Here is a 15,877-nt window from a genome sequence, read left to right on the forward strand (position 1 = left end):
GGGCCGCACCGACATCTGGAACCGCACTGCCGCCGGCCATTGGATCAGCGACGGCTTCATCGACACCGGCAGCAACGCGCCGGTGGTGCCGCAATGCCCGTCGTCGGCGCGACCATGGTAAACGCCTAGCCGGCGCCTCGCCCTCCGCCGGGGACGGCCGCCCACGCGGCCGCGCCCCGGCGCATCATCAGCCAGTACAGGCCGGCCGTCCCCAGCCAACCCACCAGCCAGGAAACGTCCGCCCCTCCCAGCGCGCGGACCATGGGGCCGCTGAACAGCGCGCTGTCGATAAAGGGCAGTTGCGACAGCACGCCCGCCAGATAGGCCAGCAAGCCCGGCCAACGGTAGTCCGCTCCCTCCAGCGCCGCCGCGTCCAGCTTGCCGCCGCGCAACAGATAGAAATCCACCAGATTCACCGCGCTCCACGGCGTGAACAGGGTCAGCAACAGCAACAGGAAAGACTTGAACAGCGGCAGAAAGCCCTGCTGCGCCCATACCGCGACGGATAGGGAAACCAGCGCCATCGCGGCGACGACCAACCAACGCCGACTCGGCCCCAACGCCTCCGGCCGCGCGCCGAATGCCGACGCGATGCTGCCCGCGCACATGAAGCCGCCGTAGGCGTTGAGCGTGGAAATCGTGACCTTGCCGAAAGCCACGCAGAAGAACAGCGCGGCGGCGATGGCGCCGTCAGCGCCCAGGCCAACGAAGTAGGCGACCTCATGCCCGCGGAACGCCGCGCCGCCGATGGCCGCCACCAGCACGCCCAGCGACATCGCGATCTGCGCGCCCACGCCGGAACCCAAGCCTATCGCCAGCGCCACCCGCGCCGGCGGCGTGGCCGACGGCAGGTAGCGCGAATAGTCGGACACATAGGGCGCGAAGGCGATCTGCCAGGATGCCGACAGCGATATCGCGACGGTGAAGGCGGCCGGCTCGAAACGGGTATGCGCCGCCAGCAGCGGCAGCAGATCCACCCGCCCCAGCAGACGCATGAACAAATAGCAGAAAGCCAGCAGGCCGAGCAGGCTGGCCGCCCGCCCCAGCCGGTGTATCGCCCGATAGCCCAGCGCCGCGGCCAGCAGCACCGCCAGCGCGAACAACAGGCTGCCTGCGGCGTCGCTTATCTTGAACAGCTGGCCCAGCGCCTGACCGGACAGCACCATGCCGGTGGCGTTGAAGCCCAGGTACATGACGCAAGCCAGCGCCAGCGGCAATACCGCGCCCTTGACGCCGAACTGCGCGCGGCAGGCCAGCATCTGCGGCAGCCCCAGCCTGGGGCCCTGCGCGCCATGCAAGGCCATCACCGCGCCGCCGGCGATCTGCCCCAGCAGCAGGCCGACGATGGACCAGACGACGTCGCCGCCCAGCACCACCGCCAGCGCGCCGGTGACCACGGCGGTGATCTGCAGATTGGCGGCCAGCCACAACGTGAACTGGCTGAACAGGCGGCCATGCCGCTCGCCTTCTGGAATGAAGTCTATGGAACGGCGCTCGATCAGCGGCGCGCCGATGGATGTTTTCGCTTTCATGACGGTTTCTCCTTTGTCCGTATCCGGAGCGCCGTCTTGCCGCGGCGCGGTTCCGGGCCTGCGCCAAACAATCTATACCGTCCGCATGAAGACGGGCAAATCCAAACCATGCGGCATCGCGCCATCCATTCCGCATGATCGCCCATGCCCCGCGCCGCTTATTCCCTCCCTCGGACAGCCATCGTCGAGATTTGTCCTAACATTTCGTATAGGAACCCTTCGCGCCGGCTCGCAGAATGGAATGAAGTGCACCGATTCATCCTGTCCACCACCGAACTCAAACGCCAGCTGCTGCATGACCGATATCGATTGCTGGCCATCGCGGCAAGCCTTTTCCTGGTCCTGCTGGGAACCGGCGTCATCAGCGGCTGGCTTCTCCGCACTCCCGCCCTGATTCCGGAAAACATCCACATGGTGATCGCCACCGCGTTCTGTCTGATCCTGTACGGCCTCGCGCTGCCGCTGGCCTTATGGCGGCCGCAATGGCAGGCGCACCGCGTGCTGGCGGCGCTGGTGCTGGCGATGGCGACGGTCGCGCTGCTGGAACACCTGAGCGGCAGGTCCCTGGGTTTGGACCTGCCCCAACTGCACGCCTGGCGGCACGACATGGCGCCCCACCCGGGCCGGATGGCGCCGCCGACCGCGCTGGCGCTGGCCGCGCTGGGCTGCGGCCTGCTGCTGCAGCCGGGTTCCACGCCGATCCGGCGCCGAGCGGTGAAGATCTGCGTATTGCTGCCGCTGCTGCTCGGCGTGCTGGGCGCGGTGGCGTATCTGATCAATCTGGAACTGCTGTACAGCTGGGGCGCCTCGGTGAGGATGGCGCTGCTGACCGCGCTGGGCGTCATCTCCGCCGCCTTGGGATTGAACGCGCTGACGCAGCTGGCGCTGCGCCGCCACCTGCGCTCGCAGGACATGGCCGATTCGATTTCAGTGACCGCCACCGCGTTGCTGATCTCCATCTCGCTTGCCACCGGCTTGCTGATCTACCGCGTCTCCATCCAGGCGCACGAGCGCAGCCTGAGCACGGTGATGGCCAACAGCGTGCGGCAACGCGCCGCGCTGCTGGTGGCCCAGTTCGGCATCAGCGACGACATCGCCCGCCGCATCTACCAGCGCCCGTCGGTGCAAAAGCTGCTGGAAGACGCCAGCCGGGGCAAGCTGGACGCCAGCGCCGCCGCCGCCGAACTGGCGGCGCGCAACCACATGACGCTGAACGGCATCGCCATCCAGGATGCGGCGGGCCGCGCGCTGGTGCAGGTCGGCTACTTCGAAACCCGGCCCCGCCAGGCCCTGGCGCTGCGCTCGCCCGCCGGCTCCTGGCTGCTATGGAACGGCCATTATCTGTACCGCACCGTGGAGGTCTACCGCACTTCGGCCGGCGCGTCGCGGCTGGTGCTGGAGCAGCGGCTGGACATGTTCGACCGCATCGTCCTGGATACCGCCCCGCTCGACGGCCTCAGCGGCCTGTACGCGCTGTGCGGCCACGACGACCACGATCTGCGCTGCTTCTCGCAGTCGCCGCAGGAGCCCGGCCCCACGATACCGATCGCCGGCAACGTCCACCACTTCACCATGTGGCCGGCCTTTTCCGGCAAAAGCGGTTCGATGCATACGGTCGACTACTCCGGCCGCGACGTGATCAGCGCCTATGCGCCGGTCGGCGACAGCGGGCTCGCCTTCAGCTACAAGATCAGGGTGGCGGACCTGCTGGCGCCGATCCGCCATGATCTGGAGATCGACGCGCTGATCATGCTGGCGATGGTCACGCTGGGCACCTTGATCCTGCGCTGGCGCACTTCGCCGCTGCTGCGCGAGGTGCTGCAATCCAACCGGATGGCGGAATTGGCCGCCGAGCGCTTCCGCAACGCGGCCGAAGCCAATATGGACGCGTTCATCATCATGGAGGCGCTGCGCGACCACATCGGCGAGGTGGATGATTTCCGCGTGGTCTACATCAACGCCGAGGCGGAAAGAATGTGGCAGTTGCGCCGGGATGAAACGATAGGCCGGAACTGGAAAGCGCTGGCGGCCTCGCTGAACGTCTCCAACCACTTCGAAAGCTATAAGCAGGTCATCGACACCGGCATGCCGCTGTCGGAAGAAGTGCCCAAAGCCTACGACGCAAGCCACCCCACCTGGATCCACCAGGAAATCGTCCGCGCCGGAGACGGCATCAGCATCAGCGTGCGCGACATCACGCAAAAGAAGCTGGCCGAGCTGGACCTGGTCCTGCGCGAGGCCTTGCTCAAGACCGTCACCGACTCCATTCCTGCGCTGGTGGCCTTCGTCGACGTCGATCAACGCTACCGCTATTGCAACAAGACCTACACCCGGCTGTTCGGCATTCCGCCGGAACAAGTGATAGGCCGCAATATGCGCGATTTTCTGGGGGAGGAAAGCTATGCGGCGGTGCGGCCCTATGTCGAGCAGGCGCTGCAGGGGCAGGCCGCCGCCTTCGAGATGGAAATGTTCCTGCACGGCAGCCAGCGCTATGTGGAAGGCCGCTACATTCCGCAACAGCACGCGGACGGCACGGTATCGGGGTTTTACGTGATGATCTGGGACATCACCCAGTCGCGCGCGCGGGAAATCGAGCTGCGCAACAAGGTCACTCAGGATGCGATGACCGGCTTGCTCAACCGTGCGGCTTTCATGGACATCCTGGGTGACGAGATCAAGCACCACTACCTGAAGCGCCAGGCGTTGGCGCTGTTGTTTCTCGACATCGATCACTTCAAGCAAGTGAACGACACGCTGGGACATGCCACCGGCGACGAGTTGATCAAGATTTTCGCCGGACGGCTGCGGCAGAACGTGCGCGGCACAGACCACGTGGCCCGGCTCGGCGGCGACGAGTTCGTGGTGCTGCTGGTCGGCCTGGACTCCGAACGCACCGCGACGGCAGTGGTCGACAAGCTGATGGCGGCCGTCAGCCAGGATGCAAAGCTGTCAGGCGAGCTCCGCCGCGTCTCCACCAGCATCGGCGTCGCCTACGCCTACATGCCCGACATCACGCCGGAGAGGCTGCTGGAAGTCGCCGACGAGGGCCTATACCAGGCCAAGGCCGCCGGGCGCAACGCCTACCGGCTGATGCGGGTAGGGTAAGCGGCCCTGAATCTCCGGCGTCTGCGACAAGCGTGCAATCAGAGGCTCTCGACCGGCGTTTGCCTCGGCGGAAGCAGTCAAGGCAACCGCGGAAAGCGCTTGGAACCAAGCCGCCGCTTCCAGCCCAAGTGGACCAGAAGCGGGGGCTTTCACAAACTACTCAGCCTTGGCGCTGAGGGGCACGCCGGTCGCTCCCGCGTAAAATACCAACAGCTCCACCGGCTTGTCCCCGGTGACGCCGCGGTGCTGGGTGCCTACCATCTCCGCCAGCGTGTCGCCGGCGCGCAGATGTTTCTGACGTTTTCCGTCCCGGCTTTCCACCGTCAGCTCGCCGCTGACCACATACGCGGCATTGGGGGATGGATGGCTGTGCCAAGGCAAGCTGGTATGGGGCGGGATGGTGATGCGCACCATCGTCAATTCCGGCTGCCCCGCTGGATAGGCCTTGTAAAGCTCGCCATCCCAGGAGCGCTCTGTCTTGAGCAGCGTCTCGGTTTTTACCCCGCCGCCCTCGGCGGCATGGACAAACGGCGCTGCCAGCAACGCGGCGCACAAGGCCAACCAGGGGCCCGCCGAATAGATTTTCATGTTTTCTCCCTCTAGCGATTTGAATAAACGAATCGATTGGACGCGCCTCGACCAGGCCAGTTCAATCTTTTCCGGAGGGCAACTCCGCGCCTTCTCGTTCAGAAAAACGGCACGGCAAACTCGCCAAGAGCCATTTGCTCATGGACTCGGAACCGCCTTGCTTGTCTGCGGATGCAATAAAAAAAACCCTCCGCCGAGGCGGAGGGCTTCGATTGCCAGTATCTAGCGATCAGTCGCGGTTGCCGCCGAAGGCCAGCAGCAGCTGCAACAGGCTGGTGAACAGATTGTAGATGCTGATGTAGATGGACAGCGCGGCGGAGATGTAGCTGTTCTCGCCGCCGTCGACCACGGTCTTCACCTGCCACAGGATCATCAGCGAGCTGAACAGCGCGAATGCCGCGGAGATCATCAGCTGGAACGCCGGCATGCGCAGGAACAGGTTGGCCACCACGGCCACCATCAGCACGATGGCGCCCACGGTCAGGAAGTTGCCCAGGCCCGACAGGTCGCGCTTGGTGGTGGTGGCGATGGCGGCCATCACGAAGAACACGACGGACGTGGCCGCGCCGGCGGTCATGATCAACTGGCCGCCATTGGAGAACTTGAGCGCGAACTGCAGCAAGGGCCCGAGCAGGACGCCCATCATGAAGGTGAAGCCCAGCATCAGGAACACGCCCAGCGAGCTGTAGCGGTTCTTCTCAATGGCGAAGACCAGGCCGTAAAACACCGCCATGATCAGCAGCATGCCGATGATGGGGCTTCCAGCCAGGAACGCGAAACTCATATGGGTGCCCACGATGGCGCCCATGACGGTCGGGATCATCGACAGGCCCAGCAGGCCATAGGTGTTGCGCAACACTTTGTTGCGAACATCGGCCATCGGGGTCGATTGGTAGGCCGTTTGAAAATCCGGGTGCATGTGAAACTCTCCTGAGTTGATTATTCTGGAACGACTTTTGGGATTGTAAGCAACAGACCATGCCGAAGGGAATAAGTTTCCATCCCTTCTTCCTGCTTGTCTTGAGCGAATCCTTGGGGTAATATCGCCTTCCCTCAAGGCACAGATGTGGGCGACAGCCCGCGTTTGCAAGCCATTTGGATGCGAGAGTGGCGGAATTGGTAGACGCACTGGATTTAGGTTCCAGCGCCGCAAGGCGTGAGAGTTCGAGTCTCTCCTTTCGCACCAACCCTAGTTTTAACGTTTACCTCCACAGCCCATTACATCCCTCCAAAGCCCGCAAATAAAGGCTTTCCCAAGAAACACGTTCCCACTGCAACTCCGCACGACCCTTTGCAATACGCTATAGTTTGGACCAATTTTGTCCCCGACAGTGTCCCAAGCAGAGCAAGCCGGACCCAATGCTTTAGTCCAACAGAAACAAGTCATCCGTCCAGCGCGTCAGGCGGGATTATCCGCCAGCCAGGCTCGCGCCGCGCCAGCCACCCGCTCCAGCTCCAATTCGATAGCCTGCAGCAATGACGGCCAACTCTGGCTTCGCCCTTCCTTGACCGCTTTTTCCAGACCCTTGAGAAGAGACACCAGATCCGCCGCGCCAAACGAGCCCACGCTGCCGCGCAAGGCATGCAGCTGCCTGGCGCCGGCATCCAGCAAGCCCTGCTCCAAACTGGTTTGGATGCGCGTCATCTCCGGCCCGCTGGTATCGATCAGCATCTGCATCAGCTTGCGCACCCGTTCGCGCGCGGCGGGGCTGGAGCCAGCCAGACGCATCAGCTCGGCTGAAAATACGACCTCATCCGGCTCGACGGCCTTTTCTTCCTCCGGCCGCCAAGCCAGGTAACGATCCAGCACCGCGTACAAGCGATCGAGCTGTATCGGCTTGGCGATGAACTCGTCCATGCCGGCGCGCAGACACCCCGACCGTTCCTCGGGCGACATGCCCGCGCTCATCGCGATGATGGGCAGTTTCAGCCCCAGCTCTCCGCGTATCAACGACGCCGCGGTATCGCCGTCCATCACCGGCATCTGCCTGTCCATCAACACCAGCGAGTAATCTCCGCCCCGCTCCCTCAGCGCGTCCACCGCCAACCGGCCGTTCTCCACGGTCTCCACTTGCAAGCCCGCCTGCTGCAACAAGCCGCAAGCCACCTGTTGGTTGATCGGATTATCCTCCACCAGCAAGATGCGCGCCGGCCGCCATCCCGCGGGCCTGGCGCCGAACGGCCTCGCCCCGGACTCCGCTTCGCGCGCGCGCGCGTTTCGCCAAGCATCTGCCAGCGCCCCGGCGATTACCGGCTTCACCAGCACGCCATTCAACGCCTCTCGCCCCGTCGCCCGGTCCAGCCTGACCCTGTCGTCGGCTCTCGCCATCGAGATCAGGGCGATGTCGCGGTCCGGCCAGCGCCGGCGTATCTCGCCGCATAGCGCCAGCCCGCTCTCTTCTCCCAGCCGCCAGTTCACCAGGGCTATCCCGAATGCCGCTCCTTCCTCTCCCGCCAGGACAGCCAGAGCCTCGTCCGCGTCCGCCGCCCCTTCGGGCGATCCGCCCAGGCGCTCCACATGCCAGCAGACGGCCTGCCGGCTGCCTGCATTGTCGTCCACCACCAGCACGCGCCCAAGGGTGGCAGTCGCCGCGCGCGCCTTTCCGGCGACCTCGAAAGGCAAGGAAAACCAGAAGCGGCTGCCCTCGCCCAATCGGCTTTCCACCCCCATCTCGCCGCCCATCAGTTCGACCAGACGCCGGGAAATCGTCAAACCCAGGCCGGTGCCGCCGAAACGCCGCGTATTGGAGGAATCTGCCTGGATAAAGGGGTCGAATACCGTTTTCAACAGCGCCTCGTCCATCCCCAGACCGGTATCGCGAACGGAGAACAACAACTTGTCGCCGGCAGCCCCCCTCTCCAGCCCCACGGTTACCACCACTTCGCCCCGATCGGTGAACTTGATCGCATTCCCGGCCAGATTCACCAGCACCTGCTGCAATTTGAGAGGATCGCCAACCAGGTCCCCAGGCACATCCGGCTCGACGGCGATCACCAACTCCAGCGACTTGCGCGCGGCATTCATCGACATCATCGCCGCCAGCGCGCCCAGCACCTCGTTCAGGTCGTAATCGGCGCGGGCCGCTTCCAGCTTGCCGGCCTCCATCTTGGAAAAGTCCAGGATGTCGTTGAGGATGGCCATCAGCGAGCGGCAGGACAGCTGCAGCATGTCCAGATAGTCGCGCTGCGCGCCGTCCAGCCTGGTGCTTGACAGCAGCTCCAGCATGCCGAGCACGCCGTTCATCGGCGTGCGGATTTCATGGCTCATGTTGGCGACGAATTCGCTCTTGGCCCGGCTGGCGCTTTCGGCCTGTTCCTTGGCCAGCTCCAGCATCCGCGTCGCCTCCCGCTCCGCGCGGACATCCTTGGCGATGCAGACGAAGCCATACAGCCAGCCATCCTGCCAGATGCCGGTGGTCACCAGGCTGACCGGGATGTGCCGGCCATCCTTGTGGCGGTAAGTCCACTCCTGGATGATGCTGCCGCCCCGACGCGTTTTCTCCACGAAAACATCAAAGCCGACAACAGGCCTCCCCAGCTCTTCCGACAGCTCGCTCTCGAGCCTGGCCACCTCCTCCGGCAGATGCAGGATCATCGGCGTGGCCAGTCCCGTCAGCTCATCGGCGCGATATCCCAGCATGCGCTCGGCGCCGGCGCTGAAAATGCTGATCTCGCCTCGCAGATCGGTGGCGATGATCGCGAAATCGCTGGCGGAATCGATAATGCCTTGCAGCCTGGCCTGCACCTCCTGCCGCTCCCGCTGCGCCTGCTTCAGCGGCGTGATGTCGGTGACGAACACGTAAAATCCGCTGACTTGCTCCTGCTGCCAATGCGGAACGTAATGCGCCAGCAGATGCCGTTCCTGGCCGCTCAGGTCGATGATGCAGCGCTCGGACAGGCTGGCCACGCCGCCCAGCGCGCCCTGGATATAAGGCTGGTTGGCGCGGTAGCGCTCGTCTCCGACCACATGGCGCAGATGGCGCCCCATGACGTCGCCCATCTCCAGCCCCATCCAGTCCAGATAGGCGCGGTTGGCGAAAACATTGTGCAGATTGCCGTCCCAATAGCTGACCATCGCCGGCATCGAGTCGAGCACGGTTTGCAACTCGTCGCGCACGCGGCGCAATTCGGCCCGCCCCTCCTGCAGACTGCCCGCGTCCCAGCACACGCCCTCGGCTCGCAATACCCGCCCGGCCTCGTCCCGCGCCACCTGGGCGCACAGCCGGAACCAGCGCAAGCGGCCTTCACCGTCCACGATGCGATAATCCCAGCCCTCGGCCGCCAGCCCGCGCAACTCATCAGTCCAGAGTCCGTCCCAGGCCGCCAGCTCGTCCGGATGCACGCAGCTCCGCCAGCGCGCCCAGTTGACCGTTTCTTCGCCGTCGGCCCCGTGCAGCACGCGCATCCGCTCATCCCACGCCAATGACTGCGCCGCCGCGTCCCACGTCCACCGCCCGATATCGAACGCGGCAAGCAACGACTCAAACTGCGCCTGAATAGCCGCGGCCTCGCGCTCGTCCGGTCTCTGCTGCGCCAGAACCTCCACCCGCAACAGCCAGGCTATGCCGTCCGCCCCCTCCTCCAGCGGCGTCAGGCCGAGTTCGCAATGGAGGAAAGCATCCTCTCCGGCCCGCAGCCGCAAGCGCAACCGCTGCGGCGCGTCGCGTCGCGCCAGGGCCGCGCGCCAGCGCGGAACATCCTCCAGCGCGCAGCAAGCCGCCATGTCCTGGCCACGCGGCCCGGCGCCCAGCAGGCGACACAGCCCATCGCCCGCCTCCAGCAGCCGCCCTCCCTCGTCCAGCAGCGCGCCATGGCTTTCAATGCCATTGAGCGCCTGCGACAAACGCCTCCGCCCCAGCGACCCCTCCGCGCGCGCTCTCAGGACTTGCCCGGCCGCATGGGGCAAAAGCGCGGCGGCCAGCCAGAACAGCGCCTGGGAGAACCAGACCAGCTGCCCCGGGTGGCGCAGCGGCTCCGGCATGGCTTCCGGAAAAAGACGAATCAGGGTTTCACAAGCCAGAACGGCCATCAGCGGCAGCGCCAGCATCGCGCCCGACGCATCCAGCAGCAGTACGGCAAGCAATACGGGCAGAACCAGATCGGCGACACCCAACGGCCGCCACTTCGCCGTCAGCGCGCACCAGGCAAGCGCCAGGGCGACCAGCATCAATACGCGGTCCAGCTTCAAACCGGCGGCGCCGAACCGCCTCAGCGCCGCCCATGGCGGCAGCAGCGTCAGCCCCGCCACGATGCCGCCCGCGTACCAGCCGCCGGCATCCAGCCATGGATGCATCCAAAGCAGCAGCGCGCCCGGCGCGCCCGGCAGCAGCGCCGCCGCCAGCCCGCCTACCGCCGCTCCGCGCTCCACTGCTCGGCTCAGCAGCATTCCCGCGCCAACCGCCTGCAGCCAACTGGCGACGGCCAGCTCGGCGGCGGGCAGCGCGCCCAGATAAGCCCAGCCGCCCAGCCAGAATGCGGCCAGCGCCAGCGCATGGCGCCCGGGCCGCGTCCAGGCCCGCCACAGCAGCAGCAAGGCCAGCGCGTTGCCGTAAAGGGGAACGATCAGGCCATGGCCGCGAGCCAACCCCAGCGCCCAGAACGTGGACAGCGCGACGGCACCGGCCAAGGCGGAGGCGGCGCGCCGGGACGGCGCAGACAAGCTGTCGGACAAGGACATCATCAGACCGGCTCCCTCTTGTCGATGGCGAAACCTTACAGCCTGAATTCCGCTTCCACTTCGTTTCCGCGGCCATGGTAAGCCAGTCTCGCGCACAAGGCGTTCACCAGGGACACGCCTCGGCCATGGCGGTGGCTGCCGGCCTGCCGGTTCAGCTTTTCCATCAGGGCCGGGTAATCAAATCCCGTTCCGCTGTCGCGCAAGCGTATCAACACCGCGTCGCCGCCATTTTCCCTCCGGCGCTCCAGCACAAGCTCAACCTCGGCCCGCTCCAGCTCGGCCAGTCGTTCGCGTCGCAGCATGAAATAGCGCTCGTATCCATCCGGCTGGTCTTTCATACCGGAGTCAAGCCCCAGCACGCCATGGTCAAGCGCGTTATTGAACAGCTCCGATACGATCAACAACACTTCCTTGAATTGCCGCCCGCGAAAGCCCAGCTGATTCAGCCAGCCTATCAACAGCGGAATGCTTTGATCGCGCTGCAACTCCTCCACGCCGAAAACCAGCCGTACCCGCCAACAGCTCAGTTGGCCGCCGTCGTCGCGCCCCAGATGATCCGCCACTCGGTCCAGCGCGGCATTAACGCCCGCCTCCAGCCGGACCACGCCCAAAGAGATGTCGTCGCGGTTATTCGCTCCGCTCAAATGCTCCAACACGGCCAGCCGGATGCCATCCAGCGGCGAGGCCGGGTTCGATATCAGCGCCTGCAGCAATCCTCCCATTCCGAACTGTCCGCCCCCAGGATTCTCGGCTTCGGTCAATCCGTCGGAACACACCACCAGTTGCCCGCTTTGCTCCCAGAAATAAGTCTCGCTGCCCCAGCAGAACTCGTCGGCGGACAAGATCCCCAGCGGCGGATATTGCGACTTCCACTCTTTCATCGGACAACCGTCGTCATCGACGAACAAGACGCAGGGTATGCCGCCGTTCCACACTTCGACGCAGCCCAGCTCCCAGTCTATGGTGATCAGCGCCGCGGCGACGAAGCGCCCCACCGGCAGCAAGCGGTTGAGCTTGGTGTTGATTTCGCGCGCCATCGAGGTCAGCGGGAAGCCTCGCCGCGCCATCGCATAGAAAATGTCGACCGCGGGCAGGCAAGACAGCGCCGCGGACAACCCGTGTCCGGTGCTGTCCGCCAGCATGATGCACAATTGCCCGGTCGGCGACAGCGCGCGGGCCAGCACGTCTCCGCTGAACTGTTCCGCGGACTGCTGCCAGCTATGCACGCCCGGCAGATCCTGCTCCTCGCTGCCGACGATGCTCTCCAGCACGTGCTTGGCGAACAACTGCTCGCGTTCGTTGGTGTGGTAATAGCCTAGCAACTGGCGGGAGTCGTCGGAAATCCGCCGCTGCATCTCGCTGATCCGCTGCATCACGCGGATTTTGGCCGCCAGCATGGTCAGATTGATCGGCTTGGGCAGGTAGTCGTCGGCCCCCAGGTCCAGGCTGCTGATGTGGGCCTCTTCATCGCTGCGCGCGCTGAGGAAGATGATGGGCAGCCAGCGGTCAGGACACAGCTGGCGAATCTGCCGGGTGGCCTCGTGGCCGTCCATCACCGGCATCATCATGTCCATCAGCACCATGTCCGGCAGCTCCCGCCGGCATTGCTCGACAGCCTGCAGGCCGTTCTCGGCATACCAGACCTGGTGGCCCATCTCCTGGATCACCAAGCCCATCAACAGCCGGGTGGGCTCGACATCCTCGGCTACCAACACGGTGAAAGTGCGATCCATGGGGTGCTCAGCGGATGGCGAAGAATTTGTCGAAGCTGGCCACCTCCAGAATCTGCCGCACAAAGCCCCGGCAGCCCAGCAGCGCGATGCTGTCTATGCCCAGCGCCTTGGCCCGGTCCCGCATCACCAGCAGCATGCCCAGCGCCGAGCTTTCCAGGTAATCGACCCGCGACAGGTCAACTGCCAGCCCCAGGCCCGTCCCGCGCGCCAACGCCTCGTCCAGACATGCCCGGAACGCCTCGTGCTGCTCGAAATCAAAACGGCCCTCCACTGCGATCACCGACTTGTCCGCAGCCTTGCTCAGCCTGACGCCCATCTCGCCGCCCTCCATTGTCCGCCCTGATCAGAAGCGGTTGATTCCGATGCCGCGCCTCAGGGGCCCGCCGATCGCGCGGCTGACTGCAAACCCTTGCGGGACATGCCCTCCCGCTCAGAACAGATCGATGTCGCCAGCCGACATTCCCTGCGGCGCGGCGCTGTTGGCCTGGTGCCTGTCGACCAGCTGCTGTAGCTGGCGGCGCATGTCCTCCAGCCCCTCGATCTCATCCTTGCCGTTCATCTGGCGCATGCTGTCGCCCACTTGGTAAAAACCCTGCATCCGGCTGCTGACGTTGCGCACCAGCGGAGACACCAAGTCCTGAAACTGCAGCGCGGTCACCGTGGAGCGCACGCTGTCCCCGACGCGCCCGGCGATCTGCGACAGCTGGTCCACCGCCTGCCCCGTGTCCGAGTTCATCCGCGACAGCTGGCTCAGCATGTCCTCGATCTGGGTCTTCGCGTCCAGCGCGAAATTCATGTCGCGGGACGCCATCTCGAAGATTTCCGACTTGGCGTGCTCGATGGCCTGCACCATCAGGTCTATCGACTGGCGTATCTGTCCGGAAAAATCGGAAGAGCGCTGCGACAACTTGCGCACCTCGTCCGCCACCACCGCGAATCCGCGCCCGGCCTCGCCCGCGCGGGCCGCCTCGATCGCGGCGTTCAGCGCCAGCATATTGGTCTGGGCGGTGATCTCCGCCATGTCGCTGAGCGCGCTCTCAACCGCGTCGACCCGCTTCTTGATCTCATGCATGCGATCAACCAGCACCATGGCCGTCTTGCTGGTGCTGACGGTGTTGTCGACGAATTCCGTCATGCTCTGCGAGGTGCGCTTGAGAAATGCGTCGAACCCGACGCCATCGCCATGATCGCCATGCTGGACGATTTTCAGCGCCAGCGCCTGCTGTTCGCGCAACATCGCCTCGATGTCGGAAAACCCCTGCACCAGCTTGACGATGGCGTCGCTCAAAATGGTCTGCATTTGCGTCACGTCCCGCTCCACCGCGCCGGACACGTCGGAGATGCCGTTGCCCAGCAGGCCCAGACCGCTCAGCATCCGCTCTCGCGACTCGGACAAGCCATCGTCGGCAAGCGGCGGCGGCGGGGCGGCCAGCAGCCAGACAACCAGCAAGCTCCCGGCAGCCAGCAGGGACAAGGCCAGGTAACCGGGCAAACCTCCCCCCAGCAAAGCCAGCAAGCCGCAAGCGCACAGCCACAGCGCGGCGCAGCACAACAGGATCCTGGGTCTAGGATCCGCCTTGATGTCAGAAGGATTCATCTTTCAGCCGGAGTATGGAAGAGAAAATTGAAAGCCGCCGATGCTTGCGGCATGCCAATCGAATTTGCCGCCACCGATTATTGCGATATGGCGCATAAGGCGATGCCTGTCAAACAGCCAGTTGCAAAAACCATGCGCGACATTGACGCCGCGCAACATGAAACAGACTCACAGAATGTCGCCGCGCTTGAACAGGGATCAGCGATCGCCTGAAAATTCGTCTTTTGCCAGCCGCCTCGGGCTGTCGTTTAATGGCGACTTCCGCCGGATTTTCGCGGCCAAGACAGGACATCCAAGATGATTCACGGCAAAACGCTGGACGAATGGCGGCAGATCCACCCCGAAATCCGGGACCTGACCGATCTGCGCGAGTGCGCCTGGTTCAATCCCGCGGTCGCGCCCGCCGCCCAGGCGCTGGGCGACGCCGGCCTGGATATCGGCGACGTCGCCGACGCCTCCGCCCGCCTGCAGCGCTTCTCGCCCTATATCCGCCGCGCCTTCCCCGAGACCGCAGACAGCGGCGGCATCATCGAATCGCCGCTGCTCCCCGCAGCCGCCTTCCAGCAAGCGCTGGAGCGCCGCTACGGCATGGAGCTGCCCGGACGCCTGTGGCTGAAGGCCGACAGCCATCTGCCGATCTCCGGCTCGATCAAGGCGCGCGGCGGCATCTACGAGGTGTTGAAGCACGCTGAAGAACTGGCGCTGGCGCACGGTTTGCTCCATCCCGGCGATGACTACGCGAAACTGGACGGCCCGGAAGCGCGCGCGCTGTTCGGCCGCCACCGCGTCGCCGTCGGCTCCACCGGCAACCTCGGCCTGTCCATCGGCATCATGGCCGCGAAACTGGGTTTCCAGGCCACCGTGCACATGTCCTCCGACGCGAGGCAATGGAAGAAAGACAAGCTGCGCGCGCACGGCGTAACCGTGGCGGAGTACGATTCCGACTACAGCGCCGCAGTGGCGCAAGGCCGTGCGCAAGCTGCCGGCGATCCCTCCTGCCACTTCGTCGACGATGAAAACTCCGTCCACCTGTTCCTTGGCTACGCGGTGGCGGCTCAACGGCTGAAGATCCAATTGGCGGAGGCCGGCGTGCGCGTGGACGCCGACCATCCGCTGTTCGCCTACCTGCCCTGCGGCGTCGGCGGCGGGCCCGGCGGCGTAGCCTTCGGTCTCAAGCTGGCCTTCGGCGACGCCGTCCACTGCCTGTTCGCCGAGCCAACCCACTCGCCCTGCATGATGCTGGGCGTGCTCACCGGCCTGCACGACCGGATCTCGGTTCAGGACTTCGGCATCGACAACCGCACCGCCGCCGACGGACTAGCCGTCGGCCGCCCCTCCGGCTTCGTCGGCCGCGCGATGCAAAGGCTGATCGACGGCTATTACACGGTGGACGACGATGAGCTGTTCCGCTTGCTGGCCATGCTGGAGCGGACGGAAGGCCTGCGCCTGGAACCCTCGGCGCTGGCCGGCGCGCCCGGCATCGTCCGCGTGCTGGACGAAAACCAGGGCTATCGCCAACGCATGGGACTGGACGCGGAACGGCTCGCCCGTGCCACCCACCTAATCTGGGCGACAGGCGGCAGCATGGTTCCGGAGGCGGAAATGGACGATTACCTGCGGCGCGGCCGCGGCTTGGCGGGCTGAG

10 protein-coding genes and 1 tRNA gene are annotated in these 15,877 nt (G+C 65.1%); 4 read left to right on the forward strand and 7 right to left on the reverse strand.

Translation table 11 applies throughout. The annotated features are described in order from the left end of the window. Positions 1–125: 125 nt before the first annotated feature. The gene (locus VL52_RS14290) at positions 126–1,532 is read right to left on the reverse strand and encodes a purine-cytosine permease family protein (protein ID WP_046157650.1); all 1,407 of its coding nucleotides are present in this window, start codon (positions 1,530–1,532) and stop codon (positions 126–128) included. A gap of 246 nt (positions 1,533–1,778) precedes the next feature. On the opposite strand from VL52_RS14290, the gene VL52_RS23360 reads away from it, so the two are divergent. Then, positions 1,779–4,637, forward strand: coding sequence for a GGDEF domain-containing protein (locus VL52_RS23360; protein ID WP_052729304.1), 2,859 nt, complete (start codon positions 1,779–1,781; stop codon positions 4,635–4,637). A gap of 156 nt (positions 4,638–4,793) precedes the next feature. Here VL52_RS23360 and VL52_RS14300 read toward each other — a convergent pair whose 3' ends face one another. Further along, positions 4,794–5,225, reverse strand: coding sequence for a cupin domain-containing protein (locus VL52_RS14300; protein ID WP_046157651.1), 432 nt, complete (start codon positions 5,223–5,225; stop codon positions 4,794–4,796). Between the two features lie 229 nt (positions 5,226–5,454). Continuing rightward, a complete protein-coding gene (locus VL52_RS14305) occupies positions 5,455–6,144 on the reverse strand; it encodes a Bax inhibitor-1/YccA family protein (RefSeq protein ID WP_021476584.1) in 690 nt (229 codons plus the stop codon). Positions 6,145–6,326: 182 nt separating this feature from the next. Here VL52_RS14305 and VL52_RS14310 point away from each other — a divergent pair. Further along, positions 6,327–6,411 (forward strand) — tRNA-Leu (locus tag VL52_RS14310). A gap of 213 nt (positions 6,412–6,624) precedes the next feature. On the opposite strand, the gene VL52_RS23365 is transcribed toward VL52_RS14310, so the two are convergent. The 4 genes from VL52_RS23365 to VL52_RS25025 all read right to left on the reverse strand — a co-directional run bounded on the left by VL52_RS23365 (position 6,625) and on the right by VL52_RS25025 (position 14,232). Further along, complete coding sequence (locus tag VL52_RS23365) at positions 6,625–10,905, reverse strand: response regulator (RefSeq protein ID WP_052729305.1); 4,281 nt, start codon at positions 10,903–10,905, stop codon at positions 6,625–6,627. Positions 10,906–10,937: 32 nt separating this feature from the next. Further along, positions 10,938–12,635, reverse strand: a complete 1,698-nt coding sequence (locus VL52_RS14320; protein WP_046157652.1) for a fused response regulator/phosphatase — start codon at positions 12,633–12,635, stop codon at positions 10,938–10,940. A gap of 7 nt (positions 12,636–12,642) precedes the next feature. Next, positions 12,643–12,951 (reverse strand): STAS domain-containing protein, encoded by a 309-nt coding sequence (locus VL52_RS14325; protein ID WP_046157688.1) that lies wholly within the window; start codon positions 12,949–12,951, stop codon positions 12,643–12,645. Positions 12,952–13,065: 114 nt separating this feature from the next. Next, positions 13,066–14,232, reverse strand: coding sequence for a methyl-accepting chemotaxis protein (locus VL52_RS25025; protein ID WP_052729306.1), 1,167 nt, complete (start codon positions 14,230–14,232; stop codon positions 13,066–13,068). A 27-nt stretch (positions 14,233–14,259) separates the two neighbouring features. Here VL52_RS25025 and VL52_RS24590 point away from each other — a divergent pair, with 27 nt between their 5' ends. Further along, positions 14,260–14,445, forward strand: coding sequence for a hypothetical protein (locus VL52_RS24590; RefSeq protein WP_144410256.1), 186 nt, complete (start codon positions 14,260–14,262; stop codon positions 14,443–14,445). An 84-nt stretch (positions 14,446–14,529) separates the two neighbouring features. After that, positions 14,530–15,876 (forward strand): D-serine ammonia-lyase, encoded by a 1,347-nt coding sequence (dsdA, locus tag VL52_RS14335; RefSeq protein WP_046157653.1) that lies wholly within the window; start codon positions 14,530–14,532, stop codon positions 15,874–15,876. Position 15,877 lies beyond the last annotated feature (1 nt).

Origin of the sequence: Chromobacterium vaccinii (assembly GCF_000971335.1) — a bacterium.
Lineage (GTDB): Bacteria > Pseudomonadota > Gammaproteobacteria > Burkholderiales > Chromobacteriaceae > Chromobacterium > Chromobacterium vaccinii.